This is a genomic window from Pseudoxanthomonas composti (assembly GCF_004122095.1).
In the GTDB taxonomy this organism is placed as follows: domain Bacteria; phylum Pseudomonadota; class Gammaproteobacteria; order Xanthomonadales; family Xanthomonadaceae; genus Pseudoxanthomonas_A; species Pseudoxanthomonas_A composti.
Genome location: NZ_SAWZ01000001.1, coordinates 210,084 through 229,322 on the forward strand (window position 1 = coordinate 210,084; position 19,239 = coordinate 229,322).

14 protein-coding genes are annotated in these 19,239 nt (G+C 69.4%); 7 read left to right on the forward strand and 7 right to left on the reverse strand.

Annotated elements, in window-relative coordinates:
- The first annotated feature begins 39 nt into the window (after window positions 1–39).
- On the forward strand, window positions 40–786 hold the full coding sequence (locus EPA99_RS00835; RefSeq protein ID WP_129469300.1) for a tetratricopeptide repeat protein: 747 nt from the start codon (window positions 40–42) through the stop codon (window positions 784–786).
- Between the two features lie 63 nt (window positions 787–849).
- Here EPA99_RS00835 and lepB read toward each other — a convergent pair whose 3' ends face one another.
- Window positions 850–1,428 carry a signal peptidase I gene (gene lepB, locus EPA99_RS00840; protein ID WP_129469301.1) on the reverse strand — a complete coding sequence of 193 codons (579 nt, stop codon included), beginning with the start codon at window positions 1,426–1,428 and terminating at the stop codon, window positions 850–852.
- A 92-nt stretch (window positions 1,429–1,520) separates the two neighbouring features.
- Between lepB and tilS the strand changes: the two genes are divergently transcribed.
- From tilS to EPA99_RS00855, 3 genes are read left to right on the forward strand one after another with little or no spacing between them, the layout of a single operon-like run.
- The gene (tilS, locus tag EPA99_RS00845) at window positions 1,521–2,807 is read left to right on the forward strand and encodes a tRNA lysidine(34) synthetase TilS (protein ID WP_129469302.1); all 1,287 of its coding nucleotides are present in this window, start codon (window positions 1,521–1,523) and stop codon (window positions 2,805–2,807) included.
- 31 nt (window positions 2,808–2,838) lie between these two features.
- A complete protein-coding gene (locus EPA99_RS00850) occupies window positions 2,839–3,099 on the forward strand; it encodes an exodeoxyribonuclease VII small subunit (protein ID WP_129469303.1) in 261 nt (86 codons plus the stop codon).
- On the forward strand, window positions 3,089–3,973 hold the full coding sequence (locus EPA99_RS00855; protein ID WP_129469304.1) for a polyprenyl synthetase family protein: 885 nt from the start codon (window positions 3,089–3,091) through the stop codon (window positions 3,971–3,973). Before EPA99_RS00850 ends, EPA99_RS00855 begins: the two co-directional genes overlap by 11 nt.
- A gap of 709 nt (window positions 3,974–4,682) precedes the next feature.
- On the opposite strand, the gene EPA99_RS00860 is transcribed toward EPA99_RS00855, so the two are convergent.
- The gene (locus EPA99_RS00860) at window positions 4,683–5,072 is read right to left on the reverse strand and encodes a DUF4870 domain-containing protein (protein ID WP_129469305.1); all 390 of its coding nucleotides are present in this window, start codon (window positions 5,070–5,072) and stop codon (window positions 4,683–4,685) included.
- 103 nt (window positions 5,073–5,175) lie between these two features.
- Window positions 5,176–6,546: a metalloprotease PmbA gene (gene pmbA / locus EPA99_RS00865; protein WP_129469306.1), complete on the reverse strand. Its 1,371-nt coding sequence runs from the start codon at window positions 6,544–6,546 to the stop codon at window positions 5,176–5,178.
- A gap of 87 nt (window positions 6,547–6,633) precedes the next feature.
- On the opposite strand from pmbA, the gene yjgA reads away from it, so the two are divergent.
- Entirely contained in the window at window positions 6,634–7,212 is a 579-nt protein-coding gene (gene yjgA / locus EPA99_RS00870; protein WP_129469307.1) for a ribosome biogenesis factor YjgA, read from the forward strand.
- Window positions 7,213–7,271: 59 nt separating this feature from the next.
- Here the strand turns inward: yjgA and tldD are convergent, their stop codons facing one another.
- The 4 genes from tldD to EPA99_RS00890 form a co-directional block, all read right to left on the reverse strand.
- Window positions 7,272–8,711 carry a metalloprotease TldD gene (gene tldD / locus EPA99_RS00875; protein WP_129469308.1) on the reverse strand — a complete coding sequence of 480 codons (1,440 nt, stop codon included), beginning with the start codon at window positions 8,709–8,711 and terminating at the stop codon, window positions 7,272–7,274.
- A gap of 54 nt (window positions 8,712–8,765) precedes the next feature.
- The gene (locus EPA99_RS00880; RefSeq protein WP_129469309.1) at window positions 8,766–12,722 is read right to left on the reverse strand and encodes a YhdP family protein; all 3,957 of its coding nucleotides are present in this window, start codon (window positions 12,720–12,722) and stop codon (window positions 8,766–8,768) included.
- A gap of 131 nt (window positions 12,723–12,853) precedes the next feature.
- Window positions 12,854–14,341 carry a ribonuclease G gene (gene rng / locus EPA99_RS00885; protein WP_129469310.1) on the reverse strand — a complete coding sequence of 496 codons (1,488 nt, stop codon included), beginning with the start codon at window positions 14,339–14,341 and terminating at the stop codon, window positions 12,854–12,856.
- Window positions 14,342–14,908 carry a Maf family nucleotide pyrophosphatase gene (locus tag EPA99_RS00890; RefSeq protein WP_129469311.1) on the reverse strand — a complete coding sequence of 189 codons (567 nt, stop codon included), beginning with the start codon at window positions 14,906–14,908 and terminating at the stop codon, window positions 14,342–14,344.
- Window positions 14,909–15,057: 149 nt separating this feature from the next.
- Here EPA99_RS00890 and EPA99_RS00895 point away from each other — a divergent pair, with 149 nt between their 5' ends.
- Entirely contained in the window at window positions 15,058–15,801 is a 744-nt protein-coding gene (locus EPA99_RS00895) for an SIMPL domain-containing protein (RefSeq protein ID WP_129469312.1), read from the forward strand.
- A 353-nt stretch (window positions 15,802–16,154) separates the two neighbouring features.
- Window positions 16,155–19,175: a TonB-dependent receptor gene (locus EPA99_RS00900; protein WP_164978517.1), complete on the forward strand. Its 3,021-nt coding sequence runs from the start codon at window positions 16,155–16,157 to the stop codon at window positions 19,173–19,175.
- Window positions 19,176–19,239: the final 64 nt, after the last annotated feature.

Sequence of the window (19,239 nt, forward strand, 5' to 3'; positions counted from 1 at the left end):
CAACGGAATGCCGCCGCCTGTCACCGAAGGATCCGAGCGATGAGCCCCGTGCTGCTGTTGTCCATCGTGTTGCAGGTCGCCTGCTGCGTGCATGTGGTGCGCACCGGCCGGCCGATGTACTGGATCTTCATCCTGCTGCTGTTTTCCTACCTGGCGGTGTTGATCTATTTCATCGCCGAGGTGGTGCCGGACCTGCGCAACGGCGGCGCGGCGCGGCGCGTGGCGCGCAAGGTACAGGCCACGGTCGATCCGGGGCGCACGCGTCGCCAGGCCGAGCAGCAGCTGCGCGTGGCCGACACCCAGACCAACCGCCGTGCCGCGGCCGCCGAACGCCTGGCCGCCGGCGACCATGCCGGTGCCGCTGCGCTCTATCGCGAATCGCTCAAGGGCCTGTATGCCCAGGACCCGGACCTGATGCTGGGCCTGGCGCAGGCGCAGTACGGCATGGGCGAGCCGGCCCAGGCGCGGGCCACGCTGGAAGCGCTGATCGCGGCCAATCCGAACTTTCGCTCGCCCGATGGCCACCTGCTGTACGCGCGCGCCGTGGAGGACAGCGGCGACATCGACAAGGCCTTGGAGGAATACGCGGTGGTGGCCAAGGGCTATCCGGGCGAAGAGGCCCGCGCCCGCTACGGCCTGCTGCTGCGTCGCCAGCAACGCGTCGACCAGGCGCGTGCGCTGTTCCAGGAGATCGTCGAGCGCTCGGCCACCGCGCCGCGCTACTACCAGCGCGAGCAGAAGGAGTGGATCGCGCTGGCCAGGCGTCAGTTGGCCGAGCTGGGCTGAAAGACCGCCCCACGCCTGTTCCCGCGCGCTGACACAGGCGCGCGCTGCCTTCGATGCGCGGGCCTACTGCCCATCCACGCCTCGCGCACGCGGCCCGGACAGGATGCGCGTGACCTTGCCGGTGAGGTCATCGACCGGCGTGGTGCCGAACCTGCGCCCGTCCAGGCTGTTGTCGCGATTGTCGCCCAGCAACAGGACGTGCCCGTCGGGTACCCGGGTCTCCGCCATCGTCCACGCATCGTCCAAAACCGCATTGCCCGAGGCCACGTACGGCTCCTCCACGTGCTGGCCGTCGACCTGGAGTTGTCCCTCGACCAGGGCGACGCGCTCGCCCGGCAGGCCGATCACGCGCTTGATCCAGCGGTTGCCGTCCTCCGGGCTGATGAAGATCACGATGTCTCCGCGCGCCGGGGCATGCCGCGCGTAGTAGCCGACGTTGACCAGCACGATCTGGCCGGTGGAGACGGTCGGCGCCATCGACGCGGACGGCACCAGGTACGGGCCGTAGCCGAGCACGCGTTCGCGCGGATCCCAAGAGCGCGCGTGCCAGGGATCCAGTGCATACATCGCCAGGGCCACCAGCGGCATCGCGATGCACCAGCCGATCGCGATGCGGGTCCATCGCCGCTGCCATGTCGCCATCGCATGTCGTCCTCACCCAGCCGCGTCGATGCGCAGCATCGCATGCCGCGCCTGCACGCCGCCGCCCGCGGGCAGGCCGCTAGACTGCGCGCATGCTGCCGCCCCTGACCCTGCCCGCTGAAGCCGCCGCCGCGCCGGTGTGCGTGGCCTTCAGCGGCGGACTGGACTCGACCGCGCTGCTGCATGCGCTGGCCGAAACGCCCGGCCTGCGCGCCCAGGGCCTGCGCGTCCTGCATGTCCATCACGGCCTGCATGCGCGCGCCGATGCCTGGACGGCGCACTGCCAGGAGGTATGCAAGGCGCTGCATCTGGAGCTGATCGTGCATCGGGTGGAGGTGGTCCAGGCCGGGGATGGACTGGAAGCGGCCGCGCGCCGCGCCCGCTATGCGGCCATCGCCGGCACGCTGCGCAAGGGCGAGGTGCTGGCCACCGCGCACCATCGCGACGACCAGGCCGAGACCTTCCTGCTGCGCGCCCTGCGCGCTTCGGGCAGCGAGGGGTTGGGCGCGATGCGTGCCTGGCGGCCTTTCGCGCAGGGTTGGCATTGGCGGCCGTGGTTGCAGGTGCCGCGCGCGCAGCTGCTGGCCTGGGCGCGCGCGCGCCGGCTGGCGTGGATCGAGGACCCCAGCAATGCCGACACCGACCTGGACCGCAACTTCCTGCGCCATGAGGTATTCCCGCTGCTGCAACGGCGCTGGCCGCACGTCGCCGCCAGCTTCGCCCGCGCCGCCGAGCTGGCGCAGTCCGCCGCCGACCTTTTGTCCGAGGACGATGCGCACGCGCTGCAGGACGTGAGCCAAGGCGATCCGCCGCGCCTGTCCGTGCAAGGCCTGCGCGCCCTGCCGGCGCCGCGCCGCGCGCGGGTGCTGCGCGCCTGGATCGCGCGCTGCACCTTGCCGCCCCTGCCCGCGCAGGGAGTGGCGCGCGTTAGCCAGGACCTGCTCGACGCCCGCGAGGACGCGTTGCCGCACTTCGACTGGGCCGGCGCGCGCATCGTGCGCTGGCGCGGGCAGCTCTACGCCCATCGGCCGCATGGGCCACTGTCGCCGCGCTGGAGCGCGCAGTGGGATGGGCGCATGCCGCTGGTGCTGCCCGATGGCGGCAGCCTGCACCTGGACGGCGCCACCGCGTTCCCCGCCACGGTGACCGTGCGTGCGCGGCAGGGTGGCGAGCGCATCCGCCTGCCCGGACGCGAGCACACCCACGCGCTCAAGCACGTGCTGCAGGACTCGGGGATCCCGCCGTGGGAGCGGCCGCGCCTGCCGCTGCTGTTCGAGCCCGGCGGCGCGCTGCTGGCGGCCGGCGATGCGGTGATCGGCGACACCCTGCAGCGCTGGCTGCACGAGCATCGCGGCCAGTTGCGCTGGCAGCGCGATTGACCCGGTCACCGGGGCGGCCCACACTTTCTCCATGCCGAAGAAAACCGCCGCCGACGCCTCGCCCGTCGCCCATTTCGAACAGTCGCTCGAGGAACTGGAGCAACTGGTCGCCCGCATGGAGCAGGGCGAGATGAGCCTGGAGGATTCGCTGGCCGCCTACGAGCGCGGGGTGGGCCTGTACCGCGCCTGCCAGGGCGCGCTGGAGCAGGCCGAGCTGCGCGTGCGCCTGCTCACCGATCCCGAACGCCCGGAACAGGCCCAGCCCTTCGATCCGCTGCCCGATGCCCCGTGACCTGAGCGGCGACGCCGCGCGCTGGTCCGCGCGCACCGAGGCCAGCCTGCTCGCCGCCCTGCCCGACCCGGCCCTGGCCCCGCAGCGCCTGCATGCGGCCATGCGCTACGCCGTGCTTGGTGGCGGCAAGCGCATGCGGCCACAGCTGGTCTATGCCGCAGGTCGCTTGCTGGGCGCGCCGGACGAGCGCATGGATGCCGCCGCCGCGGCTGTGGAGCTGATCCACGCCTACTCGCTGGTGCACGACGATCTGCCGGCGATGGACGACGATGCCCTGCGCCGTGGCCGTCCCACCGTGCACGTGGCCTTCGACGAGGCCACCGCGATCCTGGCCGGCGATGCCTTGCAGACGCTGGCCTTCCACGTCCTGCTCAACGCCCCGGCCCCGGCCGAGCTGCGCCTGGCCTGGGCCGCGACCCTGGCCGAGGCCAGCGGCGTGGCCGGCATGTGCGGCGGCCAGGCGCTGGATATCGACGCCACCGGCCAGGCACAGTCGCTGCAGCAGCTGCAGCACATGCACGGGCTGAAGACCGGCGCGCTGATCCGCGCCAGCGTGCGCATGGGGGCGCTGGCCGGCGGTGCCGAACCGGTCACCCTGCAGCAGTTGGACGCCTTCGCCACAGACCTGGGCGTGGCCTTCCAGGTGCGCGACGACATCCTGGACGTGGAAGCCAGCTCCGAGCAGCTGGGCAAGACCGCCGGCAAGGACGCGGCCAACGACAAGTCCACCTATCCGGCCCTGCTGGGCATGGACGGCGCACGGGGCACGCTGACCGAGCTGGCCGGGCGCATGCAGGCGGCGCTGGCGCCGTTCGGCGAGCGCGCCGCGCCCTTGGCCGCCCTGGCCCGGCAGGCAGTGGAGCGCGTGCATTGAGGCAGGAGTGAGCGCAGAGGAGCGAGGAGTGAGGGTGCCGGTTTCGGGCAGGCGGGATGCGGCGCTTGAGTGAATAGCGTGACGCCCTCGAGCGAGTCGGGGCTGCCTTGCCGCCGCGAGCGCTCTGGTGGACAAGCTTCGCGTTGTCCACCCTACGTGGGATGAATCACGCGCCCCCACACCCGCCGCGACACGAACGTGCGCATGGTGGCGTGTCGCCCGTAGGGTGGATGACGCTCTTCCATCCACCATCGTCACCATACGAACAACATGGACGTTGTGGCGTGCCAGCCTCGCCGTGGCGGGCCTCGGTGGACAAGCTTCGCGTTGTCCACCCTACGTGGGATGAATCACGCGCCCCCACACCCGCTGCGACACGAACGTGCGCATGGTGACGTGTCGCCCGTAGGGTGGATGGCGCTCTTCCATCCACCATCGACACGAGGCGGAAAAACACGGGCGTGGTGGCGTGCCAGCCTCAGCCGCGGCTGGCCTCGGTGGACAAGCTTCGCGTTGTCCACCCTACGTGGGATGAATCACGCGCTCCCACACCCGCCGCGACACGAACGTGCGCATGGTGACGTGTCGCCCGTAGGGTGGATGGCGCTCCTCCATCCACCGTCGCCACGGGGACTGCCTGGGCACGGCGGCTTGAGCCGAGCGCGTCCTGCCATGCCAGGCCTTCGCTCGGCTCGCTGCTGCCGACGCCTTACTTGATCAGGCGCAGCGCGAAGGGATAGCGATAGGCCTCGCCGTTGTTGGCCTTGACCGCGGCGATGATCGAGAACACCAGGCCGGCGATACCGACCAGACCCGGCAGGAAGAACAGGATGCCAAAGGAAATCACCGTCAGGATAAACGCCGCGACGAAGGCGATCGTCAGGGTGATCTGGAAGTTCAGCGCCTCCTTGGACTGATCGATCACGAAGGCCTTGCGCGGCTGCGCATCCTTGTTGATCAGCCAGATGATCAAGGCGCCGACGAACCAGGTGAAGATGCCCAGCAGGTGGGCGACCAGCGCCATGGTGCGCTCCTCCTGGGGGGCGATGGCGCCCACGGGCGGCGGCGGCGGGGCGGTCACATTGTCGAATTCACTCATGAATCAGTCCTTGGGCGATGGGTGGTGGTGCGCTGGGACCGTTTGCGCCCCTGGCTGCCGCGACACTCTCTTCACGTGCCCTGATGCTGTCAACAGGCGCGTGTCAGGCCTCGCCACCGGCCACCATCATGCGGCCCAGCAACACCGAGCCCATGGCGATGTGCGAACGCCGGTCCACGTCGGTGCCGACCGCCTCGATGGACCGGAACATGTCCTTGAGGTTGCCGGCCACGGTGACGTTGTCCACCGGATAGGCCAGTTGCCCGTTCTCCACCCAGAAGCCGCCGGCGCCCCGCGAGTAGTCGCCGGTCACCGGGTTCACGCCCTGCCCCATCAGCTCGGTCACCAACAAACCGCGGGTCATGCCACCCAGCAAGGTGTCCAGGCCACCGGCATTGGTCGAGACCTTCAGGTTGTGCACGCCGCCGGCGTTGGCGGTGGTCTTCAGCCCCAGCTTGCGCGCCGAGTAACTGCCCAGCACATAGCGCTCCAGCACGCCGGCCTGCACCAGCATCGAGTCGCGAGTGGCGGTGCCTTCGGCATCGAAGCTGCCCGAACGCAGGCCGCGGCGCAGGCGCGGCAGCTCCTCGATGGAGAACCACTCCGGGAAGATCTGCTGGCCGGCGTGATCCAGCAGGAAGCTGGCGCGGCGATACAGCGCCCCACCGGACACTGCGCCCAGCAGGTGCCCAATCAGGGAACGGGCGACCTCGGCGCTGTACAGCACCGGGTACTGGCCGGTGGGCACCGAACGCGGCTGCAACCGCGCCACGGTGCGCTCGGCGGCGCGGCGGCCGACCGACTTGGGGTCATCCAGGTCCTGCCCGGACAGGCCGGTGGTGTACCAGCCATCGCGCTGCATGCCGTCGCCCTCGCCGGCGATCAGCGCGCAGCCCAGGCTGTGGTGGGTGCTGCGCTCGCGGCCGATGAAGCCATGCGAGTTGGCATAGACCGACACGCTTTCCCCGGTGCCCACCGAGGCGCCGTCGGAGTTGCGAATGCGCGCGTCGGCATCGCGCCCGGCCGCTTCGCAGGCCAGCGCCAGGTCCACCGCGCGGTCGGCGTCGATCTCCCAGGGGTGCCACAGGTCCAGGTCCGGGAACTCACGCGCCATGCCTTCGGCATCGGCCAGGCCGGCGGCCTCGTCGTCCTCGGTGTAGCGCGCGATCGCGCAGGCCTGGTCCACCGTGGCCTGCAGGCTGTCCTCGCGCAGGTCGGCGGTGCTGGCACTGCCCTTGCGCTGGCCGAAGTAGACGGTCACGGCGATACCGCGGTCGCGGGTGGACTCCACGGTTTCCACCTCGCCCATGCGCACGTTCACATTGAGCCCGCGCTCCTCATTGCAGGACACCTCGGCCTGGCTGGCGCCGCCGGCGCGGGCCATGTCCAGCAGGCGGGCGGACAGGTCGGAGAGGTGATCCAGCCGCGCCAGGCTGGTGTCGGCCGGGGCCGGGACGGAGATGCTTGCGTTCAATGGCTTATCCTTTCAGGTTCGCGAATCGGTCGCGAGTGCGGGCGCGACGCGCCAGCGGAATTGTTCAGGCACTACAGCAGGTGAGTCATGCGCGGTCGCGACGAGGAAACCGGTGAATTTTTCAGCCCCAGCCGTACCCAGCAACGCAAGGACGCGCTGGAAGTGCGCGAGCTGGCCGAGCAACTGGTGGCGCTGACCCCGGCGCAGCTGGCCCAGCTGCCGCTGAGCGAGGAGCTGGCCGAGCACGTGCGCGACACCAAGAAGGTCACCTCGCACATCGCGCACAAGCGCCAGCTGCAGTTTCTGGCCAAGCAGATGCGCAAGGAAGACGACGCCACGCTGGAGGCGATCCGCGATGCGATGTCCCTGGGCGGGGAAAGCGCGCGTCGCGACACCGCGCTGATGCACCAGGCCGAAACCTGGCGCGAGCGCCTGCTCGAAGAGCCGGACGCGTTGACCGAACTGCTGGACCTGCACCCGCAGGCCGATCGCCAGCAGCTGCGCCAGCTGATCCGCAACGTGGCCGACGAACGCCGCAAGAACAAGCCGCCGGCCTCGTATCGCGCGCTCTACCGCGCGGTCCGCCAGTTGCTGGGCGCGGAAGAGGGCCGCGACGATGTGGCGCCCGATGAAGACGACGACGCGCTCGACGAACGCGAAGATTGAGCCAGGCCCTGGCGGTCCTGGCATGAAGTCCGCAGCCCACACCATGCCGGACGGCGGCATCAGGCCTTGGTGCCGCCGACAGTAAGGCCATCGATCAGCAGCGAGGGCTGGCCCACGCCGACCGGCACGCTCTGCCCGTCCTTGCCGCAAACGCCGACGCCGGCATCGAGCTCCATGTCGTTGCCGATCATGCTGACCTTGCGCATGGTCTCCGGGCCGTTGCCGATCAGGGTGGCGCCCTTGACCGGCGCGGTGACCTTGCCATCCTCGATCAGGTAGGCCTCGGTGGCGGAGAACACGTACTTGCCGCTGGTGATATCCACCTGCCCGCCGCCGAAGTTCACCGCGTACAGGCCCTTCTTGACCGAGCGGATCATCTCCTCGCGCGTGTGCTGGCCGGCCAGCATGTAGGTGTTGGTCATGCGTGGCATCGGCAGGTGCGCGAAGGACTCGCGGCGGCCGTTGCCGGTAGGCGCCATGCCCATCAGGCGCGCGTTGTGGGTGTCCTGCATGTAGCCGACCAGGATGCCGTCCTTGATCAGCGTGGTGCAGTGGGTCGGCGTGCCTTCGTCGTCGATGTTGAGCGAGCCGCGGCGGCCTTCCAGAGTGCCGTCGTCGACGATGGTCACGCCGGGCGAGGCCACCCGCTGGCCGATGCGGCCGGCGTACACGCTGGTGCCCTTGCGGTTGAAGTCGCCCTCCAGCCCGTGGCCGACGGCCTCGTGCAGCAGCACGCCCGGCCAGCCGGCGCCCAGCACCACCGGCATGACCCCGGCCGGGGCCTCGATGGCCTCCAGGTTCACCAGCGCCTGGCGCAGGGCCTCGCGGGCGAATTCCTCCGGCCGGCCGTTGCCCAGCAGTTCGCTGTAGGCGTAGCGGCCGCCGTAGCCGGCATAGCCGGACTCGCGGCGGCCGTTCTGTTCGACGATGACCTGGATGTTCAGCCGCACCAGCGGGCGCACGTCGGCGCCGAGCACGCCGTCGCTGCGCGCCACCAGCACCGTGTCCACGCCGCCGGCCAGGCTCACGGTGACCTGCTTGACCCGCGGGTCGGCCGCGCGCAGGAAACGGTCCACGCGCCGCAGCGCCTCGACCTTGGCGTCATTGCCCAGGCCGTCGATGGGATCTTCCGGCGCGTACAGCGCGCGGCCACGGCCGCTCACCAGCGACTGCGGCGCCTGGGCGCGTCCATCGCGGGCGATGGCGCGCGCCGAGCCGGCCGCTTCCAGCAAGGCCTGGGCGTTGAGGTCGTCGGAGTAGGCAAAGCCGGTCTTCTCGCCGGAAATCGCGCGCACGCCCACGCCCTGCTCGATCGAGTGCGCGCCGTCCTTGACGATGCCGTCCTCCACCGTCCAGCTCTCGCGCCGGGCGTGCTGGAAGTACAGGTCGCCGAAATCGATCCCCGGGCCCAGCAGCGTGCCGAAGGCGCGTTCCAGTCCATGCGTGTCCAGCCCGGCAGGCAGCAGCAGGCGATGTTCGGCGAGAGTCAGTGCGGTCATGTCGATCCAGTTGAGGGCAGGACACCGGCCAGGCAAGGGCCAGCACCCGTCAGGTTACGGCGTGGGGGCATTCTGTGCAGGCGGGGACGGCGTGGCCGCTGGTTTGGCCGGGCTGCCATCGCGACCGAGCTCCTCGACCTGTGGATCCTTCCATGGGCCGGTGACGCGGTAGTTCTTGGCGCCGATCTCGCCCAGCGGCTTACCCAGCACGGCGTTGGCGGCCGCGCCCACCGCCGCGCCGACCGGCCCGCCGGCCACCGCGCCGACCACGGTGAGCAGGTTGCCGGACTTGGGCAGCACCTGGATGGTCTGGTCGAACTGCTGGGCCTTCAGGTCGGTGGTGCCACGGATCTGGATGTTGGCCGCCGGCCCGTTGATGGCCATGTCCTCGCTGCTGGCCTTGCCCTGGCCGAAGGCCACGTTGCCGCGCAGCTCGTTGAAGGCCAGGCCCTTGGAGAACAGGTCGCGGAAATCGAACAGGATGCGGCGCGGCAGCTGGGTCAGGCTGAACAGGCTGAGCACACGGCCTGCGCCCGGATCCAGCTGCACCAGCTGGCCGTTGCGGGTGTCGACCTTGAGCGTGCCATCGAGGTTGGCCAGGGCGAAGTCGGCCGGGCTGCCAGGCCATGCCGCGTCGATCTCCAGGGTGCCCTGGCCGCCGCTGAGCACGCCGGTGGCGCCGAACCCGGCGAGCAGCTTGCCGTAGTCGTTGCTGTCGATGCGGCTGCGCAGCTGCGTGCGCTGGCCGCCGGCTACGCGCTTCCAGTCGCCGTCGATGTCGATGCGCTGGCTGGGCGCGCGCAGCTGCAGCTGCCGGATGACCATGCCATCGGGCTGGCGCTGCGTGCGCAGGTGCGCCTGGCCGAGCTGGGCGCTGCCGAAGCGCAGGTCGGCGATGTCCAGCTCAAGGGATGGGACGTTGGCCGGGTCGACGGTGTCTTCCTGGGCCTGCGCCTGCCGGCCCGGGTCCTGCGCCTGCTGGGCCACGGCCGTGGCCGAATCGGCCGGCGCCGGGGAGGCTTCGGCCGAGGGCCCATCCTGCGCGGCCGATTTCCAGTGCACCCGCGCCAGCTCGCCTTCGATGGCTTCCTGCTCATCGTCCGGCACGCGCAACTCGCCCGCCAGCGATGGGCCGTCCAATTGCACCTGCAGTGCGCGCTCGCCCGGCAGCACCTGCAGGCGGGTCTGCGGGAAATCACTGCCCAGCAGGCGCAGGTGATCGGCCTGCAGGTCCACGCGCTGCAGCGGCAGGCGATCCTCGGCCGGCGTCACTGGCAACGCGATGGGCCCCGGATTGGTCGGCCGCACAGGCGTTGCCGGCGCGGCCGTGCTGCGCGCCACGCTGATCCAGTCCAGCGCGTCCAGCGTGCGGGTGCGGCCAGTGGCGATGAGCCCATAATCCGGCGCCGCCTCGGCGATCTGGCTGCTGCCCAGCTGCACGCGCACGCCCGTGCGCCCGTTCTGGCTGCGCGCCTTGACCGCCAGCAGCTGGCCGAAGGCCACGTTGATGTCACTGCCTTCCACCGGCAGGCGCGTGGACACCGTAGTCGGCAGCGCCACGCCCTCGGCCTTGTCCAGCGGCGCCGGGAGCTTGAGCGTGGTGCCCACGAGGTCCGAGCGCAGGTGTAGTGCGCTGCTGGCCTCCTGCGCGCCCGGTGCGGCCTTGGCCACGTCGACGCCGATGGTCCAGCGCGAGCGACCCTCCATGTACGGCGCGAGCCACTTCATCTCCGGCGTCTGCTGCAGCAGTTCGGCGGCGGTGATCGGCACCGACAGTTCGCCCTCGAACACCTTGGAGGCATCGCGCACGTCGCCGCCGGCACGCAGGTCCAGCGTGCCGGCCTGCCCGGCGCGCATCACGGCCAGGTCCTCGGCGTCGAACCCGTCCTCATTGAAGCGCGCCCCGCCGTGCACCTGCTCCAGCGCCAGCTGGTAGCGCGGGTCGCCCAGCGCGGCACCGGCCAGCGCGACCTCACCGGTGATGGTGTGCGCCGGCGGCTGCGCCTCGCGCATGGGCAGCTGCAGGTGGAAATCCACCTGCGCCGGACCGGAGGCGCTGATGCTGTCGAAGGTCTCCGGGGTGATCGCGCGCAGCGGGCTGCGCCGGACCAGTTCCAGCAGGCGCCGCGCATCGGTGGCGCTGTGCGCATCCACGCGCAGGTAGCCGGTGCGGTAGTCGTCGATGCCGGCGGTGACGCGCTCGATCGGCACGCCGCTCAGGGTGCCGCTGCCCTCCACCGAAAAACCATTGCCGATGAAGGCCAGCTCGGCATCCAGCGGCTCCACCGCGGGCCAGCCGGGCTGGAAGCCGATCTTGCCCCCTTCCATGCGCGCGCGCGCCTCGAAGCGCCCGTTGTGGTCGGTGAAGGGCCAGTCGTCCAGGTCACCGGACACCACCGCGCGCCCGCCGGTGATGCGTCCGCCCTGCAGGCCGTTGTCCAGCCAGTCCACCGCCACCTGCGGCATGCGGTGGTGCACCCAGAACTTCTTGGCCACCACCACCGGCGCGCTGTCGATGTCCACGGCCAGGTCGATGCGTGGGCGGCTGCCATCGCCCTGGAAGGTCATCCCGCCGCGTGCGGAGGCCGCATAGTCCTGGCCCTGGATGCGCAGCGACGGGGTGCCCACGCGCCAGCCCCCGCCTTCGCGCCACCCGGCGATCTGCCCGGTCAGGGTGATGTCGTGACGCACGCCGAACCCGCGCGGCCAGTCGAAGACGAAAGGCACCTTGGGGTCCAGCGTCAGCGCCAGGCCATGCCCATCGCCTTGCAGCTCGCCGGCCAGGCCGGCGATGCCGGGGCCATCGCCAACGGCGGCAAAGGCCACACCATCCAGGCGCCCGCTGGCCTGGGCGAGCTTGCCGTCGCCGGTGGCCGCCAGCGACAGCCCGGACACGCCCACCCGCGGCTTGGCCGCCAACAGCCAGCGCCGCAGGTCCGGGCTCAGGCGGTCGCTCAGCGCCAGGGCCTGGAACAACGCGGACACCTGCGCCCGCTCGGCCAGGACGCTCAGCTGCGCGCCGGCGCCGATGGACACGCCCTTGATCTCCTGCAGCGCCTGCGCATCGCCAGCCTGCAACTGCGGCACGTCCAGCCGCCAACCGCCCTCGGCCGGGCGCCAGCGCGCGCGGCCCTGCAGGCGCTCCAGCTTGGCCTGCGGCCGCCGATCGCCCTCACGCAAAGGCTCGCCGGTGGCCAGCAGGTCGCGCAGCTGCAGCTCGGCCGTCACGGAGGTGACCCGGTGTTCGCGCAGCTGCAGCCAGGCCCGCAGCGCGCCACTGCCTGCATTCAGCGCTACGCCCAGATCCGGCGCCACGCCGGCCCACTGCACCAGATCCACGGCCTGCCCGCCCAGGAACGCGGTGCCGGTGCCATGGTGGCGGTCGATATCGGCCGCCACGTGCAGCGGGTTGCCGCCCTGGCGGGCCCAGGCCTGCGCGCCCAGGTGCACGCGCGCGCCGTCCACGCGCAGGCGCAGATCCACGCGCGGCAGCTGCGCGGACCAGTTGAGCGACGGGGCCTGGATGGCCAGGCGGCTGTCGATGACCTGCAGCTCGCCCAGTTTTTCCAATTGGCCCAGCGGATCGCCGCCACCGCCGCCGCTGGGCAGGCCCTGCACCGACCACACCCCGTCATCGGCGCGCACCAGGGTCAGCGACACCCCACGCAGGCGCAGCTCGGTGAACGAGCGCCCGGGCAACAACCCGGCATACATCGACACCAGCAGCTCGACCTGGCCCACGCGCACGCCCTGGCCCTGGCCCACGCGCAGCCCATCGAACTGCAGCAGCGGGCCGCGTCGCGTCCAGCGGGTATGGATGGCCTCGAAACGCACCGGCTGGCCGGCGCGCGCGCTCAGCCAGGCGGCCACCTGCTGCGGACGCTGCTCCACCATCGGCAGCAGCTGGCTGAGCACGCCCACCAGCACGGCCAGCGCCACCAGCGCGATGGCAGCGGCATAGGCCAGCGTGCGACGAGCCAGGCGCAGACGGCGGCGCAGGGGGGTGTGCATTTAAAGGCCGGGACCGGGGACCGGGGACAGGGGACCCGGGAACGCAACGGCGGCGGCGCTGACCTGGTGCTCGGACACGCGGCAGCGTGCGCGCTGCCCGGGTCCCGGGTCCCGGGTCCCCGGTCCCGGCCTCACAGCAGCACCACGTCGAACTGCTCCTGCAGGTATTGCTCGTCGGCCTGGAACCGGATCGACTTGCCCAGGAACTCCTCCAGCTCGGCCACCGCCTGCGACTCCTCGTCGGTGATGCGCGTGACCACCTTGGGCGAGGCGATCACCAGCAGGCGCCCGGCCTCGAACTGCCGGGTGGCGCGGGTGATCTCGCGGAACACTTCGTAGGTCACCGTCTCGGCAGTCTTGATGCTGCCGCGCCCGCCGCACTCATGGCAGGGCTCGGACAGCTGGCGCTCCAGGCTTTCCACCGTGCGCTTGCGGGTCATCTCCACCAGGCCCAGCGGGGAGAAGTCGTACACCGTGGTCTTGGCGTGGTCGCGCGCCAGGCCCTTCTCCAGGGTGCGTAGCACCTGGCGCTTGTGCTCGGCATCGGTCATGTCGATGAAGTCGATGATGATGATGCCGCCCAGGTTGCGCAGGCGCAGTTGCCGGGCCACGGCCTGGGCCGCTTCCAGGTTGGTGCGGTAGACGGTTTCTTCCAGGTTGCGCTGGCCCAGGAACGAGCCGGTGTTGACGTCGATGGTGGTCATCGCCTCGGTCTGGTCGATGACCAGGTAGCCGCCGGATTTCAACGGCACCTGCTTGTCCAGCGCGCGGCCGATCTCGTCCTCCACGCCGTACAGGTCGAAGATCGGCCGGTCGCCGGTGTACAGCTCCAGCTTCTCGGCCAGCGGCGGCATGTACTTGGCGACGAAGGCCTGCAGGCGCTCGTAGGTCTCGCGCGAATCCACCTTCACCTTTTCCACGTCCTTGCGGATCAGATCGCGCACCGCGCGCAGGGGCAGGCTGAGGTCCTCGTAGATGATGCTGGGCGACGGCGCCTCGCGGCCGCGTTTGTCCACGATGTTCCACACCCGCGACAGGTAGGCCACGTCCTCGGCCAGGGCCTCGGGCGGCTGGCCTTCGGCGTTGGTGCGGATGATGTAGCCGTGGTTGCCATGGCTGCTGGCCAGCTCGGCGATGATGCCCTTCAGGCGGGCGCGCTCGGCCTCGTCCTCGATCCGCGCCGACACGCCGATCACCTTGGACTGCGGCAGCAGCACCAGGTAGCGCGAGGGGATGCTGATCTGGGTGGTCAGGCGCGCGCCCTTGGTGCCGATCGGGTCCTTGACCACCTGCACCACCACGTCCTGCCCGTCGCGGACCAGGTCCATGATCGGCACGTTCGACGGCACCGGCACCGCTAGTTCCTCGGGGATCGGCGTGGCGGCCGGCGCGGGCCGGACGATGTCGTTGGCGTGCAGGAACGCGGCGCGCTCCAGCCCCACCTCGACGAAGGCCGCCTGCATGCCCGGCATCACCCGCTGAATCTTGCCGCGATAGATGTTGCCCACCACGCCCCGGCGCCAGCCGCGCTCGATGTGCAGCTCCTGCAGCATGCCGCTTTCCACCACCGCCACGCGCGTTTCGCGGGGGGTGACGTTGATCAGGATTTCCTCGGACATCTAGCGCTCCCCCCACTGCCTGAGCAATTGCGCCGTCTGGTACAGCGGCAATCCCATTACACCCGAATAGCTTCCGGAAAGATGCGCGACGAATTGCTCGGCCCGTCCCTGGATGGCATACGCGCCGGCCTTGCCCATGGGCTCGCCGCCAGCGACATAGTCGGCGATCTGGCGTGAGGACAGGCTGGCGAAACTGACTTCAGACACCACCAGCGCCGACAGGTCGCGCTGATGACCGAGCAACCACACCGAGGTCATCACCTGGTGCGTGCGGCCGGACAGGCGCGCCAGCATGGCCTGCGCGTCGTCGGCGTCGGCCGGCTTGCCGAACACCTCATCGTCCAGCACCACCTCCGTGTCCGAGGCCAGCACGCAGGCCTGGACGTCGGCCTGGCACAGCGCAAGACCGGCCTGCGCCTTGTCCCGGGCCACGCGCACGACGTAATCCTGCGGGGTTTCGCCGGTCTGGCGGGTTTCGGGAACTTCAACGTCCAACGGAACGAATGCCACGCCCAGGCGGGTCAGCAGTTCGGCGCGCCGGGGGGAACGCGAGGCGAGATAGAGCATCGTCTAAGGATAACCCGCGCGACCTAGCTGAACGGGGACCTAGCATGACCGCCTGGGGCCGACCCCACTGTCTCTCACGGCTCGTTCATTGCCATCGACCCAGGCTCACCGGCCTGGACCGACCACCATGATCCAAGGAGCAACACCCCATGCGTCTGTCACCCGTGCGCCCCCTCCTGCTTGCCCTGTCCCTCGCACTCGGAACCGCCACCATGACCGCCCACGCCCAGAACACCGCCGGCTATGCGGTGCCCGCCGACGGCACCCTGCTCACCATCTCGGCCCAGGCCGAAGCCAGCCGCGTGCCCGACGTGGCCACGATCTCGGCCGGCGTGGTCACCGAAGCCAACGAAGGCGATGCGGCGATGAAGCTCAACGCCACCCGCATGACCCAGGTGATGGCCGCCATCCGCAAGGCCGGCATCCCCGAAAAGGACATCCAGAGCAGCGGCGTCAGCCTCAGCCCGCGCTACCAGTACAAGGACAACGAAACGCCGCGCATCAACGGCTACCAGGCCAGCAACACGGTCAACCTGAAGGTTCGCGACATCAGCAAGCTCGGCGACGTGCTGGACGCGCTCGCCGCACAGGGGGCCAACCAGATCAATGGCCCGACCTTCGAGATCGACAAGCCCGAGCCGGTCTACGACGAGGCCCGGCTGGCGGCCCTGGAGAAGGCCCAGACCCGCGCCCAGACCTACGCCAAGTCGCTTGGCCTGCGCGTACGTCGCATCGTCAGCATCTCAGAAGGCAGCAACGGCGGCTTCCGCCCGATGATGATGGCCGCCGCCCCGCGCGCCATGAAGGCCGAAGCCTTCGACACCACCCCGGTCGCCCCGGGTGAGAGCACGCTGTCGATCAGTCTGGATGTGGTGTTCGAGCTGGGGAAGTAAGGCCCGCCGTCGGCGGGGACCCTGGCGCGGCTCGGGATCCTCTCGAGCCACGCCCACATGGCAGGACATGACACGTTGGCGATAGGTCGCCGATATCGCCTGCAGCGATATTCGCATTACTCTTGTGCGGCGCAAAACGGCGCTTTGCGTTAGCGCTCCCCCGGTCTTTCGTAACCGATTGTTTACAAAAGACAAAGCTCCGCTGACGTCTGTGCGAATGTAAAACTGGCATTGCCACTTCCTTAAATTTTCGTGACTTGAAGCTGACTGATGGATAGCGTCCCGGTCACGTGACCGAGATGACACGCGGTGTCATCGACCGGCACAGACCATCCAGACAGCGGAGAGATCGCGTGGCAGTCCATCCTCGAACCAGAACAGTCCTGCAGCGCAGCGCCCTGAGCGCCGCCCTGAGCATGTGCTTCATCGGCGGCCTTCAGGCGCAGTCCAATACCGCCGGTGCGATCTTCGGCCAAGCCGCCACCGGGGCGACCGTCCAGGTGCAGAACCCGTCCACGGGCTTCAGCCGCACGATTACCGTGGGCGCCGATGGTGCCTATCGCTTCTCGGCTCTGCCGGCCGGCACCTATACGGTCACCTATCAGGGCAGCGACGGCACCTCTTCCACGCGCGAAGGCGTCAACGTCAGCGTCGGCACCGGTACGCCGGTGAACTTCTCCAGCGCCAGCGCGACCTCCACGCTGGACACCATCACCGTCCGCGCTTCGACCAGCGTCAATCCCATCGACGTGTCCTCTGTCGAATCCACCTCGATCCTGAGCGCCGAGCAGATCGCCAAGATGCCGGTGTTGCGCGACACGACCTCGGTGGCGCTGCTGGCCCCGGGTACCGTGCGCGGCGACAACGCCTTCGGCAACCTGGCCTCCTTCGGCGGCTCGTCGGTGGCGGAGAACCAGTACTACGTCAACGGCTTCAACGCCACCAACACCTTCCGCAACCTGGACTTCGCCCAGGTGCCGTTCGAGGCGATCTCCCAGTCGCAGGTCAAGACCGGCGGCTACGGCGCCGAATTCGGCCGTTCCACCGGCGGTGTGGTCAACCAGATCACCAAGCGCGGCACCAACGAGTTCCACGCCGGCGGCAACGTCTTCTGGTCGCCCAAGGGGCTGCAGGCCGAACAGACCAGCTTCTATCTCAACAACCCGCTGGATCCGGGCTCTTCGGGCGAACTCTACCGCGACAACTCGGGCAACTTCGACGAGCAGTGGACCACGGCACTGTGGGCCGGCGGCGCGCTGATCCAGGACAAGCTGTTCGCCTACGGCCTGGTGCAGTACGGCCGCGAGAAGAACGCGCTGGGCGCGACCGAGTACACCGAAGGCAACGGCACACGCCGCGCCGTCAAGCGCCCCAACTGGCTGGTCAAGCTGGACTGGGACATCAACGAGAACAACAAGCTGGAATTCACCGGCTTCAACTCGGAGAGCGAGAGCGAGGAAGCCTCGTATCGCTATGGCACCAACGCCAAGATCGGCACCAACTACACCGAGGACGGCGGCAAGTTCTACATCGGCAAGTACACCGGCTACCTCACCGACACCTTCACGGTCTCGGCGCTGTACGGCAACGGCACGTTCACCCGCAACCAGCACCTGCGCACCGCCGACGGCCTGCTGGTGGAGTACGGCGGCAACCTCAACGAGCCCGCCACCGGCTGCCCGCGCATCCTGGATGCACGCCCGACCTATCGCCAGAACATCACCGGCACCTATAGCTCGAACTGCAACATCACCGATGGCTCGATCGACCGGCGCGATGCGCAGGACGAGCGCAACCAGTACCGCATCGACGCCGAATGGTCCGTGGGCGATCACCTGATTCGCTTCGGCTACGACCGCGACGATTTCGAGTCGGTGGCCGGACAGTCCATCGAGGGCGGTCGCTTGTGGCGCTACTCCACGGTCAACCCCGATGGCATCGCCAATTCGGGCGACGAGACCGACATCGTCCGCGAGCAGATCGTCAACCAGGGCTCCACGGTCAAGCTGAAGCAGTGGGCGTTCTACGTCGAGGACAGTTGGAAGATCACCGACAATTTCCTCGCTTACCTGGGCGCACGCTGGGACACCTTCGAAAACCTCAACGGCGAGGGCCAGAGCTACGTCAAGATCGACAAGCAGTTCGGGCCGCGCCTGGGCTTCTCCTGGGACGTCAACGGCGATTCGACGCTGAAGATCTACGGCAACGCCGGTCGCTACGCGCTGCCGCTGACCCCCAGCGTCGCCGTTCGTGGCGCCAGCGCCTCGCTGTTCACCCGGCAGAACTTCAACTACACCGGCGTGGACCCGCAGACCGGCGCGCCGATCGGCACCACCCCGCGCGGCGGCCTGAGCTACGTCAACGGTGAGTTCGGCGAGCCGAAGAATCCTGCCACCATCGCCTCCACCAACCTGGACCCGATGTACCAGGACGAGTTCATCCTGGGCTTCCAGAAGCAACTGACGGACCACCAGAACATCGGTGCGCGCGGCATCTACCGCAAGCTCAAGGCCGCCATCGACGACAACTGCGACTACACGCCGATCTACAACCAGGCCGTGGCCGATGGCTATGAGCCGGTGCTGCCCAACAGCGGCTTTCCGTATTGCCGCATGTTCAACCCAGGCAAGGATTCGGTGTTCCTGACCGACCTGGAAGACAACGGCCAGCTGACCGAATACACCGTCGCCGCGGACCTGCTCTCGCCCAAGGCCAAGCGCAGCTACAAGGCGCTGGAACTGTTCTGGGACGGCGGCTGGGATCGCCTGTTCCTGCAGGGTTCCTGGACCATCGGCTGGAACAAGGGCAATACCGAGGGCGGCGTGAAGTCCGATATCGGCCAGGCCGATACCAGCGTCACCCAGGACTTCGACTACAAGGAACTGATGGTCGACGCCTACGGCTACCTGCCCAACGACCGTCGCCACAGCTTCAAGCTGTTCGGCGCCTACCAGATCACCGACGAGTGGTCGATCGGCGGCAACGTGCTGGTGCAGTCCGGCCGTCCGAAGAACTGCCTGGGCGTGCTCTATCCGTACAACGGCGGCATCCATCCCTACGGGTCCTCGTTCTTCCGTTGCGGCACGACCGAGGCCGGTGGCGCGGACGGCCCGTCCGTGGCGGTGCCGCGTGGTACCGCAGGACGCCTGCCCTGGACCAATACGATCGACCTGAACGTCGCGTACTTCCCGAGCTGGGCGCCTGGCCTGCAGTTCAAGATGGACGTGTTCAACGTCTTCGACAACCAGAAGGTGACGGCGATCAGCGAAGTGGCCGAGGATGCGACGACCGGTGCGCCGTTGGCCACGTATGGCCGCTGGCGTTCGACCCAGGCACCGCGCAGCTTCCGCTTCATGGTGCAGTACGACTTCTGACGGCCCCGCGCCGACAGATGTCCCGGACGGCCGCCTTCGGGCGGCCGTCTGCTTTTCCGCCTCT

What these genes read in the sequence shown, in the direction of transcription:
- EPA99_RS00835 (WP_129469300.1), top strand. Translation starts at nt 40, where the DNA reads ATGAGCCCCGTGCTGCTGTTGTCCATCGTGTTGCAGGTCGCCTGCTGC.
- lepB (WP_129469301.1), bottom strand. Translation starts at nt 1,428, where the DNA reads ATGGCGACATGGCAGCGGCGATGGACCCGCATCGCGATCGGCTGGTGC.
- tilS (WP_129469302.1), top strand. Translation starts at nt 1,521, where the DNA reads ATGCTGCCGCCCCTGACCCTGCCCGCTGAAGCCGCCGCCGCGCCGGTG.
- EPA99_RS00850 (WP_129469303.1), top strand. Translation starts at nt 2,839, where the DNA reads ATGCCGAAGAAAACCGCCGCCGACGCCTCGCCCGTCGCCCATTTCGAA.
- EPA99_RS00855 (WP_129469304.1), top strand. Translation starts at nt 3,089, where the DNA reads ATGCCCCGTGACCTGAGCGGCGACGCCGCGCGCTGGTCCGCGCGCACC.
- EPA99_RS00860 (WP_129469305.1), bottom strand. Translation starts at nt 5,072, where the DNA reads ATGAGTGAATTCGACAATGTGACCGCCCCGCCGCCGCCGCCCGTGGGC.
- yjgA (WP_129469307.1), top strand. Translation starts at nt 6,634, where the DNA reads ATGCGCGGTCGCGACGAGGAAACCGGTGAATTTTTCAGCCCCAGCCGT.
- tldD (WP_129469308.1), bottom strand. Translation starts at nt 8,711, where the DNA reads ATGACCGCACTGACTCTCGCCGAACATCGCCTGCTGCTGCCTGCCGGG.
- EPA99_RS00880 (WP_129469309.1), bottom strand. Translation starts at nt 12,722, where the DNA reads ATGCACACCCCCCTGCGCCGCCGTCTGCGCCTGGCTCGTCGCACGCTG.
- rng (WP_129469310.1), bottom strand. Translation starts at nt 14,341, where the DNA reads ATGTCCGAGGAAATCCTGATCAACGTCACCCCCCGCGAAACGCGCGTG.
- EPA99_RS00890 (WP_129469311.1), bottom strand. Translation starts at nt 14,908, where the DNA reads ATGCTCTATCTCGCCTCGCGTTCCCCCCGGCGCGCCGAACTGCTGACC.
- EPA99_RS00895 (WP_129469312.1), top strand. Translation starts at nt 15,058, where the DNA reads ATGCGTCTGTCACCCGTGCGCCCCCTCCTGCTTGCCCTGTCCCTCGCA.